The sequence below is a fragment of the uncultured Draconibacterium sp. genome, assembly GCF_913063105.1.
Lineage (GTDB): Bacteria > Bacteroidota > Bacteroidia > Bacteroidales > Prolixibacteraceae > Draconibacterium.
Map to the genome: position 1 here is coordinate 318,726 of NZ_CAJXYQ010000001.1, position 17,147 is coordinate 335,872.

Genomic DNA, 17,147 nt, shown 5'->3' on the forward strand with positions numbered 1-17,147 from the left:
TTATTGAGTTTTGGTTTTTTTAATTTAGTTAATCGTCATCTCCACCGTCGTCACCCCAGTCGCCGTCGTCATCATCGTCCCAATCATCGTCATCGTAGTTTCCTCCTCCTCTTCTTCCTTTTTTTGATTTTCCGAAAATGGCGACATAAACAGCAAAGCCGATAATAACAACTGCACCCGGAATCCGGAGTGCTTCTTTTAGTTTTTCTTCCGCATTATCGTCAACCTGAAACCAAATTATAATGGCTACTGCGCAAAGCAGTACAATTATAACTGCCGCAATAATCAGGCGTTTGAGGAGCTTCGATTTTCCGGTGTTCATTTTTCCCGAATAGCTTCCCTTTGAAACAATCTTTTGGGGACCCTCTTTTTCTTTTGGGTCTTTGTTAGAAACTACTGGCGGTTCGGTAAGCGTATTCCCACATTTTTCGCAAAACGAAGCACTTTGTGGATTCCGGTGGCCGCATCTCGAACAAAATACGGAGGATTGAGTTGATAAAAATTCTTCGAGATTTGCACCACAACCTGGACAGAATTTGTCGTCAGGTGTTACCACATTGTGACATTTCGGGCATTTTGTTAGGTTCATGTTTTTAAAGATCAGTTGACACCTTAAATATATAAACTATTGAGTTAAATAGAAATACCGATTTCATAATTAGAATTATTAAAAAAAGTAGTGCAAACATCGGATCTGTTCCAAAAGAATTAAGCTGCTAATTTGCTTCCTGTTAAGAAAACTCAAGGTCTTTGTGACCTTTTTGTGATACTTGTTTGTTATTGTTGCAATTTAAAGAAAAGAAGCAATGAGTAAGGTATTATTAATTGAAGATGATGCACATATTGGTGAGCTGGTTAGCATTCACCTCAGAGATTTAAACTGCGAGGTTGATATCGCAACCGACGGCCGCCAGGGATATGAAAAAGCCGCATCAGGCGAATACTGTCTTATTGTTTTAGACCTGATGCTTCCGGGAATGGATGGGCTGGAGGTGTGCCGCCAGTTACGCGCCGATAAAGTAAATACCCACATACTGATGCTAACTGCTAAAAGCGAAGAAATTGATAAAGTTTTGGGGCTTGAAACCGGCGCTGACGATTACCTGACCAAACCTTTCAGCATTCGCGAATTTATTGCCCGTGTTAAAGCCATTTTACGCCGTATTAATTCTTTAAGCAGCGAAACCTCCGGCAATGAAACCGAAACGCTAAGCATTAACAGTCTGCATATTGATCTGGGAAAAAGAAAGGTAACGCTTGACAATAACAAACTTGAGCTCACACCAAAAGAATTTGAACTGCTTGTTTTAATGGCCCAAAAACCAGGGAAAGTTTTTAGCCGCAACGACCTTCTTGACCAGGTTTGGGGATATAATTTTAATGGCTACGAGCATACAGTAAATTCGCACATCAATCGCTTACGGGCAAAAATTGAACCCGATATAAACCACCCAAAATACATTTTAACCAGCTGGGGAGTTGGCTATAAATTTAACGACGAACTGTAGTGTTATGACAAAACGAAACAAAATATTTAACAGCCTTTACTGGAAAGTTTCCGGCATATTCTTAGCCTTTACGGTATTGCTTACCTTGATTTTTATATTGATTTCGGTGAAATTTTCGGCCGATTACAACGAAGAAGCTCAGCAAAAAATAAATGGCGAAATTGCCATTGGTGCCATTAACGAGGTTACACCTATTTTTGTGGATGGCAAGGTTAAAAAGGAAGCCATTCATGTGTTAATGCATTCGGCCATGGCTGTTCACCCGAGCATCGAAGTATATCTGCTTGACACGGAAGGAAACATCATCACTTACGTTGTTCCAACAAAAGATGTTAAATCAGAAAAAGTTGACCTTGGCCCCATAAAACAATTCCTGAATCGTAGCAATGATCGTATCATCAGAGGTGACGACCCCCGAAATCCGGGATCTCCTAAGATATTCTCGGCAGCCGAAATTATCGAAGAAAACCAGCTAAAAGGGTACATGTATATTGTTTTAGCCAGCAATCAGTACACTTCTGTAATGGCTTCGTTGCAAAATAGTTTCATTCTAAAGCTGGGGGTTCGCAGTTTGCTTGTGGCACTTCTGCTGACGTCGCTTTTAGGCTTGCTTGCCATATGGATTATTACCCGAAATCTGAATAAAATAATAAATGCCGTGCGTAGCTTTAAAGAGGGGAACCACTCGGTACGCATTCAGCATAACAATAAAGGTGAACTCGACAATATGGCCGAAACATTTAATACCATGGCGCAAACCATTGAACAGAATATTATTCAGCTAAAGAGTGTTGAGACTCTTCGGAAAGAGCTGATTGCCAATGTTTCGCACGACTTAAGGAGTCCTATCGCTTCCATACAGGGTTTTGCCGAAACCATTCTGCTAAAAGACGACAACATAACGGATGAAGAGCGTACAAAATACCTGAATATAATTCTTCAAAACTCGGAAAACCTTAGCAAGCTTGTTAACGACTTGTTTGAGCTGTCGAAGCTCGAATCAAATGCACAAAGCATTCAGCCCGAACCGGTACAGGTAGCTGAACTGGTGCAGGATGTTGCCGATAAATTTCAACTGATTGCCAAAGAAAAAAACATAAGTATTAACACGATTTACTCGAAAAGTTTGCCTCTGGTGTATGCCGATATACAAATGACCGACCGGGTTTTTCAGAATATTTTGGATAACGCCATAAAATATTGCAACGCCAACGATGTGGTAACCATTGAATTAGAGCTGCAAACCGATGGCATACTGGTTAAAATTGCCGACACCGGAAAAGGAATTGCAGAGGACGAATTACCCAATATTTTTACACGCTACTACAAAGGCAAAAAAACAAATGGCGCCAACAGCACCGGCTTGGGTCTTGCTATCGTTAAAAAAATTCTCGACCTCCACCAATCCTCCATTAAGGTGTACAGCCAATTAAACAAAGGAACGCGTTTCGAATTTAAGCTTCCGCTTTATCAGGTCGCCTGATTGGCATTCAAAAAGTATAAAAAATACCATCTACGAAACAAATTGCGTAGGTGGTATTTTTTATCTCCTCCACTTTATTTTACTGAACTATAACCTATTAGAACAATTTCTTTAAACTTTTGTGATTCTTTCGTGAGACTTGAATCCAATCTTTACAACAAGTTTTTAAACAGTATTAACTTAAAGTATAAGGTTATGAAAAAATTAGTTTTTGTTTTAATGGCAGCATTTGCTTTTATGGCATGCGAAAAAGAAGTAGAAGAACCTGTTTTTGAAGAAAAGTCAGGTAATAAAATGCTCGACCTCAGCTTTGAGGGCTTATCGCCTCTGGGGCCCGATTACCGCTACGAAGGCTGGCTGATAGTTGACGGCACTGCTGTTAGCACGGGTAAATTTAACATCACACCATCGGGTCAGATGTCGCCAAGGGTTTTTAATGTAAAAAAAGATGTTGTGGATAATGCAGTAATGTTTGTTTTAAGTATTGAACCACAACCCGACAACGATCCCGCACCAAGCGATACCAAAATTTTAGGTGGTGTATTCACAAATGGAATGGCAGAACTTAGCATTGCGCATCCGGCAGCACTGGGCTCTGATTTTAGCGAAGCCATGGGTAAATACATTTTAGCCACGCCAACCAATGGCCCCGGCACCTACGAAAACAGCGGAATTTGGTTTTTAAGCCTCGAATCGGGTAGCCCCATGGAAGGTTTAACCTTGCCAAGCTTGCCTGACGGATGGATTTACGAGGGCTGGACAGTAATTAACGGTGTTCCTGTTACATCGGGCAAGTTCATGCAAACAGCTGGGGTTACTGATCTTTTCGACGGGTTTAGCAGCCAGGAGAATCCGGGACCTCCGTTTCCGGGAGAAGATTACCTGATGAATGCGCCATCGGGATTATCATTCCCGACAGACCTGGCAGGCGGCATTGCCGTAATATCAGTTGAACCATACCCCGACAACGGCCCTGAGCCATTTGCACTAAAACCACTGGCAGGAATGATTCCGGAAGACGCAATGGACCACTTTACTTACATGATGGAATTAAACCAGGCCTCATTCCCCACCGGAATGGCAAAAAAATAAACAACGAAGGGTAGTTTATGCAGAGCGGAAGGATTTCTTTCCGCTCTTTTTACGTGTAACTATTGTATCCTTTTGCTTATAATTATTGCCAAACGACTTTTATTCCTCACCTTAAATCTCGGATGAAAAAAGCCTACTCGTACCTTAGTGCCTCCACCGGATTTCGGCTTGCCGCTTTCCAGCTCTGAAACGAAACTGTTAACAAGGCAATGGCAAGTGCCAGTGCACCAGCTGCAACAAATATCCACCAGCTTAGGGTAGTTTTGTAGGCAAAATTCTCGAGCCATTTATTCATGGCCAACCAGGCAACCGGACAAGCCAACACAAAGGCAAGTACAATCCACTTTATAAAATCGCGGTTTAACAGGCTGAGTATTTCGGAAGAACAAGCCCCGTTAACCTTTCGCACACCAATTTCTTTTATACGGTTTTGTGTTGTTATCAGGGCCAAACCAAACAAACCCATCGAGCAAATAAACAAGGCAATAATGGTAAATACCGAAAGCAGCCGGGCCTGAAGCAGTTCTGCTTTATATACTTTTTGGTACATACTGCCCACATGCTCGCAATTAAACGGATATTCCGGAAATAAGGCAGTCCAAACGGTTTCCATATCGTCCAAAGCCTGTTCCTGCATACCGGGCTGAAAAGAGACAGCAAAGTTTATCAGCCATAAATCTTCGCGCTTAAACAGCACCAAAGGCTCGACCTCTTTTTTCAGGCTCGACAGATGAAAATCTTTTACCACCCCAACAATTTTTCCACGAGGAAGTGCAATACCATTTTCTTCGAGTTCCTGAAAGTTAAGCTTAAAACCCTTTCCAATAATGGCATCAGCAGCAGTATAGTTCAAACGCTTCAAAGCAGCCTGGTTAATAATGTATTCAGCAGCACCTTCATTGTCTTTATTCTTTTCAGAAAAATTGGTTCCGGCCAAAAACTGCAAATTAAAAAGGGAGGCAAAAGAATAATCGCACGGGAAAACGCCAATCCGCTCGTACTGTTCACCACTTTCATCCGGTACATAATCCTCCAGTTCAAACTCAAACATATCGTTGGCTTCTCCACCGGGAGGCTCCATCATTGCCGAAACCGACTGGATACTGTTGTATTGCAGCAATTCTTGCTTAAACACTTCGAATTTTTGCTGAATGCTGGCATGCACCGATTCAAAAACAACAATGTTGGCTTCTTGCACCCCCATGCCATTTTTCAGGGCAAAATTTGTTTGACGCGAAATAACAATTACGGCCACTATCAATGCAATGGAAAAAGCATACTGAAAAACAACCAGCCCGCGATTGATACCCCCGCGACCAGGTAAAACTGCAGTATTTATTTTTTTATTGATAAGCAAAGAACCAAACATGGTTTTTACAGCCGGGAGCAGTCCGAACACAAGGCTAAAAGCACTAAAACAAAGTAGTAATACAAACAGAAAAATCGTATTTCCGTGCAATAGATTTAAACTAAAGTTGCGCAAAATTAAAGCGTTTAAGGGCAGGGCCAGCAAAAAGGTTAATGCCAGTGTAAGTAGCAGCACAACAAGTCCTTCAAGAAAAAAGAACTGCACTACCGAACGTTTGGATGCGCCCTGAATTTTATTGATAAAAAGGTATTTGGCACTAAAGCCCGCCATGCCAATGTTGAGGTTGGCGTAGTTACTTACCGAAATAACCAAAAGAATTAGAGCAGCAATGGCCAGCACAAAAATATTTCGCATATTTCCGTTGGCTTCAATTTCGCGCAATTTATTCGAGTGCAAATGAATATCGGTAAGCCTTTGCAAATGAACTTCTGTATTAAAATTTTCGGGTTCGCTTTCCATATTTTCGCGCATATAATTGCTTATGGCCTGCTCAACATTTTCGGGTAATGCATTTTCTGCCAAAACCAAGTACGACCATGCCCAACCGTATTCAAACCTATCGTTTACCGGGGTGGTTATAAAATCGGGGTGAAAATGGCTGTTGGCAGGGAAATCTTTCATTACGCCGGCTATGGTAAAATGTTGTTCTGCACCGTAAAATTGTCCGGTAGGCAAAATTAAAACTTCTCCTACCGGATTTCTATTTCCGAAAATACGTTGGGCAAAACTTTGGCTAATTACCATTGATGCCGGACGTTCAAGAACCGAAGTTTTATCGCCAACAATTAACGCTGCCTCAAATACCTTAAAAAAGGTGCTATCGCACTCAAATCCCTGGTTAATGTTGTAAAACCGCTGTTCGTATTTCATTAATCCACCCCTTACTGGACGTAAACGAACCAGTTCTTCTATTTCTGGGAACTGGCTGCTTAGCTCTTTCAAGTAACCCGGATTAACCACCCTTGCAAAATGTTTTCCGCCCAAAAACTCCGGATCTGTAATTGTAAACCGGTAGGTTCTATCGGCTCGTTGGTGGTTATTGTCGTAGCTCAGTTCATTTTTTATAAATAGTGAAATAAAAATTATACCGATTAAAGCCAGACTAAGCCCGATAATTTTTACCAGGTTTAAAAAGGGGCGTTTAAGCAGGTTTCTAAGTACCACTTTCAAATTCATAAAAACAATTTTTTGGTTTAAGCAGCTCCGGGTCTTTGCAGTAAATACCCGGAGCTTGAAAAAGAAATTACGAAGGTTTAAAAAATTTAATCTTCATTCACGTAGCCATCTTTTAAACGAATAATCCGGTTGCCGTATTTTGCATTTTCCTCCGAATGGGTAACCTGAATAATGGTCATTCCCTCGTTGTTCAGTTGTTTAAGTAAATCCATAATCGTTTTCCCCTGTTCGCTGTGCAGGTTTCCGGTGGGTTCGTCGGCCAGTAAAAGTTTTGGGCTGCCCACAATGGCTCGTGCAATGGCTACCAATTGCTGTTGCCCACCCGAAAGTTGGCTTGGAAACAAATCTTTTTTAGCCACAATATTAAACCGATCGAGCATATCGGCCACCATTGCTTTGCGTTCTTTGCCTTTTATTCCGCGGTACACCAGCGGCGTTTCAATGTTTTCGTATACATTCATCTCCTCGATGAGGTGAAAAGCCTGGAAAATAAAACCGATGTGACTGCGGTGATACTGTACCTTCTGTTTTTCCTTTAGCTGGTTGGCCGGTTGATCGAGGAACAAATATTCGCCTTCGTTGGGTTCATCAAGAAATCCGATAATGTTTAACAAGGTTGATTTACCGGCTCCACTAGGCCCCATTATTGAAACAAACTCGCCTTGATTAATGGTTAAATTCACTCTTTTCAACACAAAAGTTCGTTGGAATTTTGCATCGTAGTACTTGTCGATGTTTTTAAGTTGTATCATTTTATTTTTGTTATCTGTCATTTTTATGTTAAGCTGAATAATTGAAAAACAAGCAAACTCCGTTTATTCTATTATTTACTTGAACTATTTGCTATTCGTACCTGAGGGCTTCAACAGGATTTAAGCGCGCAGCTTTAAAAGCCTGAAAACCACTTGCAATAAGAGTAACTACCAACGAAATGGCAAGAACAATGACCACATCGATTACAGTAAAGCTGTATTTAAAATGCCCCGGTGTTACATTTTCAAGCCCAATGGCAAGTGGGTATGAAACCACATTGGCAGCAATAACAAATATTACAAATTGTTTGGTAATCAGCGGCATAATTTGCTCGGTTTTGGCTCCCTGAACTTTTCGTATTCCAATTTCTTTTACTCTGCGTTGCGATGAAAACACCACAAGGCCAAACAAACCCATCGCCGCAATTACCACGGCCATTACTGTAAAAAACGCGAAAGTATCTTTTACATTTGTCCATATTTTTAAAGCCATTCTATAGGATCCAAAATCATACCCGTTTACTTCAAATAAAATGTTCGGAAGAATGTCTTGTAAAACCTTGTTGATATGAGCCAGGCTCGCTTGTGTGGTTTCCGGATTTACTTTAAAGGTAATGTCGTTTGAGTAGCCAAAAGCAAAGTCGCGATACAATAAAACATACGGTAAAATCGGATTGTGAACATCTTCAATGTTAAAATCCTTAATTACGCCAACCACCAGTTTTCTGTCTCCTTTAATATCAATCCATTTTCCGATGGGATTTGTCCATCCAAATGTTTTAACTGCGGTTTGGTTGATAAGACAGGATTTTGCTTCGGCAGAAAATTCACTCGAGAAATTTCGGCCTTCAATCAAAGTCATGTTCATGGTGGGCAAATAATTTTCGCAAGCCTGATTCCAGCGTACAAAGGTGTGATCTTCAACAGATCCATCCTCGAAGCGAACACGGGTTCCCCAGTTATCATGAAGTGGTGAGTTAATTGAAAAAGACAAATCTTCAATCCCGGGATATTCCAATATTCGTTGCCTGAATTGTTGGTAAGTAATATCAGCATCCATTGATGGAAGTTTGCAGTACAATAGGTTTTCTTTATTGAAACCCAAATCTTTATTTTTCATGTAGTTTACCTGGCGGTACATCCAAATACTCGAGGTTATTAGCACCACCGAAAGAATAAATTGCACGTAAACCATGGCCTGCAATCCTGTTATTCGTCCTTTTTTTAAGGGCAATTTACTTTTTAAAACAGCCACCGGTTTATACGACGAAGTAACCAGGGCCGGATAACTTCCACCAACAAAACCTGTTACCAGCACCGAAATAAGAAGAAACAGTATGAACTGTGGGTTCTGAATTAAATTAATTTCGATATTTCGGTTTACCACTGCATTAAAAAGCGGAAGCAAAAGATAGGCAAGAGCAATAGCACCAACCAATGAGACAAATGCTAAAACAATGGCTTCGGTCAAAAACTGAAGACGAATGTAATTGCTACTGCTTCCTGAAACTTTTCGAACTCCAATTTCCACCGAACGCAAGGTAGAAAACGAAGTAGTTAAATTCATAAAACTTACACATGCCAAAAGCAAGGTAAGAATACCAATAAACGAGAAGAAGAAAATAACAGAGCCACGGTCGTCGCGCGGGCCTTCGTTTAGGTGTAAAAGTGCCAGCGGACGAAGATAGGCCACATTCTTAGCGTCTTCATCGAATTTGTTAATTACATTAACAATTTTACTGTTTATAGTCTCCGGGTTTACATTAGGTTTTAACAAAACCATACACCGGTACGATGAATTATCCCAGTTATGTTCTCTACTTTTTAACAGCTCGGTATTCGACTTAAAATAGCTGGCCTGAATTGTTGACTGCTCCGGAATGTCTTTCATAACACCGGTTACCCGCAATTCTCTCTTTTTTTCGTCGAATATTATTTTCCCCATCGGGTCTTGCCCGGGAAAATATTTTGCGGCCAGTGTTTCACTCAAAACAATGGCATTTGGGTCGTCTAAAAGCGTATTTTTATCGCCTCGTATCAGCTCGAAAGAAAACATTTCGAAGACCCCAGAGGGCGCCACAAACCCTAATTCTTCATTAAAAACATTTTCGGCATCGGCCGAAAGGTATTCTCCCCACACTTCGCTAATTATTATTGCGTCTTCAACCTCGGCAATATTGTTGCGTAGGTATTTTGCCATCGGAACAACGGTTTGATTGCTATCGTCAGTACGATCTTTGATTTTGTAGGTATGAAGTCGGTATATCCTTTCGAAATTCTGGTTGAATTTATCGTAATCTTTTTCGTATTGAATGTAACGGGCAACCAGCGTAAATGCTGCCAAGCCTACCGAAAGGCAAAGAATTTGAATCGCAGAAAGGGTTTTCCTTCTGAAAATATTTCGCCAGGCTATTATTAAAAAATGTTTAATCATGGTTTTTTGTTTTCTGTTTGCTACTCGTACCTTAAACTTTCGGCCGGGTTTCGTGTAGCAGCTTTCCACGATTGCCACGAAACTGTTAACAAGGCAATTGTCAGGGCCAATGCGCCTGACAAAGCAAATATCCACCAGCTCAAGGTGGTTTTGTAGGCAAAATTTTCGAGCCATTTGTGCATGGCATACCAAGCTGCCGGACAAGCTATTACAAAGGCAATTGCCACCAATTTAATAAAGTCGCGGTTGAGCAGGGTTAGTATCTCACTCACCTTGGCTCCGTTAACCTTACGAATACCAATTTCTTTGGTGCGCTGCTGCGAAATAAACAGCGCCAGCGCACTTATTCCGATAATACTGATTAAAAATCCGATGCATGAAAATACCAAAAGTATGCGGCTTAAAATGGTTTCTGATTTATACTGCTGCGCTATTTTCTCATCCATAAAAAAGTAATTTATCTCCTGGTTGGGGTAATAATCGCTCCAAACCCTTTTTATGGCATCCATTCCGGCATGCAAATTATTTATACGCACGTGTGTAAAACGGGCACGGTTACCGCCCTCATCAAGCCAAAAGGCAAAGTCGCCAATACTTTCGTGTGCCGAACTGTAGTTAAAGTCTTCGGTAACACCAATATAGTTTATTCGGGTTTGACCGGGCTCTAACGGTTGCGCCTCTAGATAGGCACGCAGGGCATCCATACTTCCGTGTTTTTCCATTAAACGTTTGTATAAATGATTGTTTATCACCATTCCGCTTACCTTTTCGGCATCAGGTTCAATCCAGTTTTCTATCAATTTAATATTCATAGTTTTTAGGTAGTCGTAATTGGCAAACACAAACTCAGCAGTTCCATCAATACCAAAACCATCAAGGGGCAAACCCTGCGATGGGTAACCAAAGTGCTGCGCTGTCATTCCCACCGAAACCACCTGACTCTGTTTTTTTAGTTCGTTATTAAAAACTGCGGCATCTTTTGAAAGATCTTTCAGGTATAAAACCACCACATTTTCTTTATTGAAACCAAGAGGCTTATTTAATACAAAACTGATTTGTTTATTGACCAAAAAAGTACCCGTGATTAATACAATAACAATGGCCACCTGCCCCACCAAAAGAGATTTTAACACATAGCTCCCCGAAAAATTATTACGCTCGGCAAGAATATCAATTGTAGTGTTTCGCCCCAGCAAAAATACAGTCACAAACAGTGCTGTTAAACTTAGGCATATCCCAATAACCGCCAAAATACTCCAGTAAAGCACGGGCTCGTTAAAAAAGAGCTGAAATTCAATATCAAACAAACGGTTAATAAGCGCTTCAGAACTTTGAATAAACAACAACGAAATACCAATGGCAAGCAGGCAAATAATTAGCACCTCGGCTAAAACCTGCTGGATAATTTGCGACTGGTTGGCTCCGATGGACTTTTTGAGCCCCAGCTCTTTTGAACGTTTAATGAGCTTAGCCACAGCAAGATTGGTAAAATTTAGCAACGAAACTAAAAGAATAACAACCGACACGACCACAAACAGCGAGATATTTATTTTACTTGAACTTTCACGCAACTCAAAACGGTAATCCGATTTTAAGTGAATATCATCCATGGGGAACAAAGAAAAATCGTATTCTTGAGGGCCGCGTGTTTGTTTGGCGGCGCTTTTATCCCAAAAAGCCTTTATTTTCTCGGCAACCATTTCGGGCGACGCACCATTCTGCAGTTGGTAATAATTATAGGTCCATTGTATTTTTCTGTCTGGCAGGCTTTCAAAACGTTCTTGCAAACCGCCTTTTTGCGAAAGAAGCAATTCGTATTTAAAATGTGTTTTAGGATGCGTGTTTTTTACAACGCCCCGAATTTCGTAATCGCCAACATTACGCACATATTGAAGGGCTTCAACTGTAATGAGCTGCCCGATAGGATTTAAACTGCCAAAGTGTTTACGTGCAAAATCCTCGGACACAAAAACGGTATTTGGCTCATTGATTTCAGATAAATTCCCGAGCTTTGCTTTTACCTCAAACATTTGGCAAAAAGCTTGGTCAACCGCCATTATATTTTTTTGCTGAATGGAATTTTCACTAACTTTTATGGTACCAAGGTCGCAATTAGAAAATTGGGTTGCCAGTTCTACCTCCGGAATTTCGGATGAAACAGCATGAACAATCCCCAAACTGCGTGCCCAATTGGCATTGGCCCGGCCTCCGGGAACCGAAGTTACACGGTAAATATTTTCGTGCCCTGCAATGTGCTTATCAAAACTTTTTTCGTTTGAAACGTGAATAAACAATACCAGAAAAGAGGCAATTCCAATAACCAGTCCGAACAGGTTTAAACCGGTGTAAACTTTATCGTTTAGCAAACGGCGCAAGGATATTTTAAGGTTGTACATTTAATTGCGTTTTACTTCGGCCTTTGGCCCTAATCGTTTGTTCTTGGTTAAACCAACTCTCGTGCCCCAATCGTTAACGCCTGAAATATAACACTTTATGAAAACCCAAACCAATAAATGTGTCAATTTTTTTTACAACAACTGTATAATTCTTTACCACAAAAAAATGAGGACTTCGATTTATACGAAATCCTCATTTTATTTTTGACGACTAAGTTCTCTGTTTTAGTCTTCCCAGCTTATGGTAACATTACCACCTGAAGCATGAGCATATACCGGAATTCCGCCACCATTCATGGCACCTTTAACCCTGTTTTTTTCTGATGTTCCATTAAAATTGTTTAGCTCGACAGATACTTTTCCTGCGCGCAAATCCAAATCAAGACCAAGTTTATTGCCCCCATGGATAACTGCAGAAACGCCGCCACCACTGGATTGCAGGTGTAGTTTATCTGTAAGCTTACTGGTGTTTACACGAACCGAACCTCCGCTTGATGTAGCTTTAACAGCACTAAGCTCGCCGGAAACACGCACACCACCGCCACTACTTGATGCATCTGCATCACCTTTAATATTTTCGAGGCTAACACCACCACCCGAGCTTCGTGCATAAACACTTCCCCGGGCATCTTCAACAGTAACGCCGCCGCCACTTGAACTCAAACGAATATCGCCAATGTGTTTGGTAGCTTTAACCCCTCCGCCTGATGAGCTAGCCTTTGTTGTTCCGCTTGTGTTCTCGAGTTTTACACTGCCTCCGCTACTGGCGAAATTATGCGTGCCCTGTACGCCTGATATTTTTACACCGCCACCACTCGACGACACATCGCACGACATTTTTTCGGGCACAATTATGGTTAAAGAAATACCTACATTGTTTCTCCAGAAACTCATTCGCGATTTGCGTTTAACCACTGCTGTTATTGTTGATCCGCTTTTCGAAAAATCGATATCAAAATCTTCCAGCACTTCATCCAAATCCCTGTCGGAAGGAGATAAAAGCCGTCCGTTTTTTCGCACAAATGCCTGTATTTCAACCTGTGTCCGATTATGGGTTTTTACGCTTACCCCTCCTCCTGAAGAAGCAGCTTTAAGCATTCCGGGCTCGTTTAAATCAAAGGTTTTGGTAATAGTGGGCTGGCCATCTTTTGCCCATCCGTTTAATGAAAGCACTGCCGTTAGCATAGCCATCATTACGTAAAGTTTTAAATTTTTCCGGGTTTTCATCATAAGATTATTTAGTTGTTTTTCTGATAATTACCTATATGACGACTTTTTTCTGGAATAGTTACTTTTTTTATCTGCACCGCAATGCTTCTATCCCGATACGTCCCCGACCAATAGGTACGAGACAGATGCTCTATCGAGGATCTCCCCTCTTCTCACTACTCGTATCGAAGTGCTTCGACAGGGTTTCGCGTGGCAGCTTTTAAAGCCTGGAATCCACTTGAGAGAATAATAATAAGGATAGATACTACTGCTACCATAACAACATCCCAAACAGTAGCCCGGTATTTATAAGCCCCCGGAGTATAGGTTTGCAATAGCGGAAAAACAGGCACAACGTTTACAACCGCAAGTAAAAGAAGAACAATTAACTTGTTAATGGATAAGAAAAACATTTGAGTAGTTTTTGCGCCATGCACTTTCCGAATGCCTATTTCTTTTATCTTTTGCTGCGTGGAAAAAACCACCAATCCAAATATGCCAACCAAGGCTATTATGATAGCTAAAAATGTGAAGAATCCGGATGTGTTTCTTACATTGGCCCAAATGTCAAGAACTTTCCGGTTCCTGTCTTCATCAAATTCATAAATAGTAAAAATCGAATTTGGAAAAATACTAACCAGCTCATTTTTGATAGCTATTTTTGATTGATCAATTTTTTCAGCGTTCACTAAAAAGGTAAAACAACAAGTTTCCTCAAGGTTGCCGTTATGCAATATTAAAAGGTATGGCTCTATAGCATTATGTAAATTAGCCTGGTTAAAATCTTTTAAAACACCAATTACTTCGTACTTTTTATCTCCTTCTTCTATCCATTTGCCAATAGCGTTTTTCCAGCCAAATTTTTTAACAGCTGTTTCGTTTACCATACATTTGTTCACATCAGTTGCATATTGGCGCGAAAAATTGCGCCCTTCAATTATGGAAAAGTTATAGGTATTGATAAAATCGTAGCAAGCTTTGTTATAATGAACAGGGGTTGCCTCATCGGCGGAACCTCCTTCGTAAAAAACACTCGTATTCCAATTATGATGCAAAGGTGTATTTCCCGACAGGCTTAAATTTTTTATATCAGGATTGCTAAGGAATTGGTTACGAAAAAAATGGTAAGAAACATGACTGCTGTTGGCTGGTATCCGGGTGTGTAAAAGATATTCTTTATTAAAACCAAGGTCTTTATTTTCGAGGAAATTAACTTGTTTATAGGCCCAAATACTCGTGGCAAATAATAGGGTTGAAAGTATAAACTGAACATATACCATAACCATCATTGCCGAAGACTTTCTTTTCATGCCGGCAAACTGCGTTTCCCCTTTTAGTATTTGTATGGGCTTGTAACCTGAGGCGACATAAGCGGGGTAAATTCCGGCTAAAAAACCGGTTGCAATAACAATTATAAATACAATAAGAAGCAATCCAGCGTCATTGGTAAACGAGAGTGTAATTTCTCGATTTACCACAGTTCTGAACAAAGGCATGAAAATAAACGACAGCACAAGGGCTGTAAAAAATGCGAATACTGCCACAATAATCGATTCGGATAAAAATTGCCATCGAATTTTTCCTTTACTGCTTCCATTTGTTTTTCGAATGCCAATTTCTTTTGAACGTTTTGTTGACATGGAAGTGGAAAGGTTCATAAAATTAACATTGGCCAACAGCAATATCAGAATACCAATCATTGAATAGAAAAATACGATGCCTTGTGAATTTCCTGATTCATCGGGATCAAGGTGAAGCTTTTGTAATGGATGGAGATACAAGCAGGATTTGTTTAACGAAAGATGCTTATCGTAAATATTTTTAATTTGGTGGTTAAGGGTTGAAGCCGAGGTGCCGGATTGCAGCAAAGCATACGTCATGCATGCCGCGTTGTCCCATTCGTTAAAATGTTTATTGCTTGTATTTGTTATGGATCGAATATAAGCGGCACTAATATGAGAATTTGCAGGAATGTCTTCCATTACGCCGGTTACAATTAGTTCTTTTTTTTCTTTGTCGTAAATTATTTCTCCAAGCGGATTTTTGCCGGGAAAGAATTTTTGAGCCATTGTTTGCGATAAAACAATGGAATTTGGTTGATCAAGCACATTGGCTTTGTTTCCCTGAAGTAGTTTAAAAGAAAAAATATTGAAGATATCGCTCGGTGCCAATGCTCCATAATTCTCGACAAAGGTTAATTCCGGTGTCGATGAGAAAATCCTGTTTTTTTCGGTATCAATTGAGATGGCATCTTGTACTTCGGGAAAGTTATTTTTTAAATAATTGGCCACCGGAAACGATGTTTGGATTTTAACATCCTGCCTATCTCCTTTTTTATAGCCTTGCACCCTGAAGATTCTATCGTAATTGGTATTGAAAGTATCCCAGCTTTTTTCGTATTGAGTGTAAAGAGCAATAAGAATAAATGCTGTAATCCCCAGTGATAAACCAACAATATGAATAAACGACAAAAGTCCGTTTCTTTTAATATTTCGCAGAGCTATGTCAATAAAATGCTTAATCATCGATTTTTAGATTTTCTGTTATCATTTCAAAAAGCGAAATCACTCCTCACTCCCTTATTTGCAGCGAGGGTGTAATGGTTCTTAAATTTGTAATTCTATTTTCATGCATTAATTTGCTCAATTAACTGTCGATACAATCGACACACAACTTATCCCTCGTTGCAAACGAGGGGCGGTTCTTATTCATACCTCAACGCTTCTACTAGATTACGAGTTGTCGCCCGCCAGCTTTGCCAGCTAACCGTTACAAAGTCACGATTTAACGTTGGAATTGCTTCCATTACTTTTGTGCTGCATATTTTTTACAATGTTGCGAAGAACCCAACGGATATTATTATTCAAAATGTCGAGTACATATTATAATTAGCTTGCATTTATAAAATGCCTTTCAATTTCATCCATTCAATACAGCGACTCGACCAATCCTTGACCGTACTTGTTGTAGCCTCTCCTTTATCTGTTTCCAGAGCAAAACCATGACCTCCATGTTCGTAAATATGCATCTCTACCGGAACCATATTTTTATTCAGGTTTTTAAATAGTTCAACACATCCCTCCACCGGAGCTTTTGGATCATTTATCGCATGAACCAAAAATGTTGGAGGGAAATTCTCGTGAGCCTTAATTCCCTGATAGCTACTATATATTCCTATCATAAAATCGGGTCTTGATGATTCATTATCGATCGAATCGTAATTATCTTTATGAAGGTAATTACTTGATAAATTACCTGCCAGGTGGGCACCTGATGAAAAACCGATAACACCAATTTTATTTTTATCGATGTTATATTTTGCCGCATCTGAACGAATCAGACTCATCGCTCTTTGAGCATCTCTTAGAGCTGTTTCACGATTTAATCGATATTTCAAGACAAAAGCAGTAATGCCATTCTCATTAAACCATTTTGCAATTTTATAGCCCTCCTTTGCCATTACTACCTGATTATAACCTCCACCAGGACAGATTATTATTGCGGGTGTGAGTTCAGATTGATGTTTAGTTACAAAAACAGTTAGATCGGGTTGATAAACATTTGTCACTGATTTGTTCGATTTCAATTGTTCTTTGTTCTCAATATTCTCAGAGCCCGGTGCCAGTTTTGGCCAAATTTTTATCACTTCATGTTGTGCCTGTACTCCAAATGATAAAGTAGAGAATAAAAAAGCAAAAATTAGTTGTTTATTTCTCATCGTTATATGT

The 17,147-nt window shown here is 40.1% G+C and carries 11 protein-coding genes; 3 read left to right on the forward strand and 8 right to left on the reverse strand.

Annotation, left to right across the window (positions count from 1 at the left end; all coding sequences use genetic code 11):
- Nucleotides 1–28: 28 nt before the first annotated feature.
- Complete coding sequence (locus tag QZ574_RS01115) at nucleotides 29–589, reverse strand: zinc ribbon domain-containing protein (protein ID WP_297085867.1); 561 nt, start codon at nucleotides 587–589, stop codon at nucleotides 29–31.
- 217 nt (nucleotides 590–806) lie between these two features.
- Between QZ574_RS01115 and QZ574_RS01120 the strand changes: the two genes are divergently transcribed.
- The 3 genes from QZ574_RS01120 (at nucleotide 807) to QZ574_RS01130 (ending at nucleotide 4,083) form a co-directional block, all read left to right on the forward strand.
- Nucleotides 807–1,508, forward strand: a complete 702-nt coding sequence (locus QZ574_RS01120; RefSeq protein WP_297085869.1) for a response regulator transcription factor — start codon at nucleotides 807–809, stop codon at nucleotides 1,506–1,508.
- 4 nt (nucleotides 1,509–1,512) lie between these two features.
- Nucleotides 1,513–2,991 (forward strand): HAMP domain-containing sensor histidine kinase, encoded by a 1,479-nt coding sequence (locus tag QZ574_RS01125; protein WP_297085871.1) that lies wholly within the window; start codon nucleotides 1,513–1,515, stop codon nucleotides 2,989–2,991.
- Between the two features lie 195 nt (nucleotides 2,992–3,186).
- Nucleotides 3,187–4,083 carry a hypothetical protein gene (locus tag QZ574_RS01130; RefSeq protein WP_297085873.1) on the forward strand — a complete coding sequence of 299 codons (897 nt, stop codon included), beginning with the start codon at nucleotides 3,187–3,189 and terminating at the stop codon, nucleotides 4,081–4,083.
- Nucleotides 4,084–4,216: 133 nt separating this feature from the next.
- Here the strand turns inward: QZ574_RS01130 and QZ574_RS01135 are convergent, their stop codons facing one another.
- The 7 genes from QZ574_RS01135 to QZ574_RS01165 all read right to left on the reverse strand — a co-directional run bounded on the left by QZ574_RS01135 (nucleotide 4,217) and on the right by QZ574_RS01165 (nucleotide 17,137).
- Nucleotides 4,217–6,628 carry an ABC transporter permease gene (locus tag QZ574_RS01135; RefSeq protein WP_297085875.1) on the reverse strand — a complete coding sequence of 804 codons (2,412 nt, stop codon included), beginning with the start codon at nucleotides 6,626–6,628 and terminating at the stop codon, nucleotides 4,217–4,219.
- A gap of 86 nt (nucleotides 6,629–6,714) precedes the next feature.
- Nucleotides 6,715–7,380, reverse strand: a complete 666-nt coding sequence (locus QZ574_RS01140; RefSeq protein WP_297085879.1) for an ABC transporter ATP-binding protein — start codon at nucleotides 7,378–7,380, stop codon at nucleotides 6,715–6,717.
- Nucleotides 7,381–7,471: 91 nt separating this feature from the next.
- Nucleotides 7,472–9,814 (reverse strand): ABC transporter permease, encoded by a 2,343-nt coding sequence (locus QZ574_RS01145; protein ID WP_297085882.1) that lies wholly within the window; start codon nucleotides 9,812–9,814, stop codon nucleotides 7,472–7,474.
- Nucleotides 9,815–9,834: 20 nt separating this feature from the next.
- The gene (locus tag QZ574_RS01150; protein ID WP_297085884.1) at nucleotides 9,835–12,210 is read right to left on the reverse strand and encodes an ABC transporter permease; all 2,376 of its coding nucleotides are present in this window, start codon (nucleotides 12,208–12,210) and stop codon (nucleotides 9,835–9,837) included.
- A 225-nt stretch (nucleotides 12,211–12,435) separates the two neighbouring features.
- Entirely contained in the window at nucleotides 12,436–13,440 is a 1,005-nt protein-coding gene (locus QZ574_RS01155; protein ID WP_297085887.1) for a DUF4097 family beta strand repeat-containing protein, read from the reverse strand.
- A gap of 155 nt (nucleotides 13,441–13,595) precedes the next feature.
- On the reverse strand, nucleotides 13,596–15,944 hold the full coding sequence (locus QZ574_RS01160; protein ID WP_297085888.1) for an ABC transporter permease: 2,349 nt from the start codon (nucleotides 15,942–15,944) through the stop codon (nucleotides 13,596–13,598).
- A 374-nt stretch (nucleotides 15,945–16,318) separates the two neighbouring features.
- A complete protein-coding gene (locus tag QZ574_RS01165) occupies nucleotides 16,319–17,137 on the reverse strand; it encodes an alpha/beta hydrolase (protein WP_297085890.1) in 819 nt (272 codons plus the stop codon).
- Between the last annotated feature and the right edge of the window lie 10 nt (nucleotides 17,138–17,147).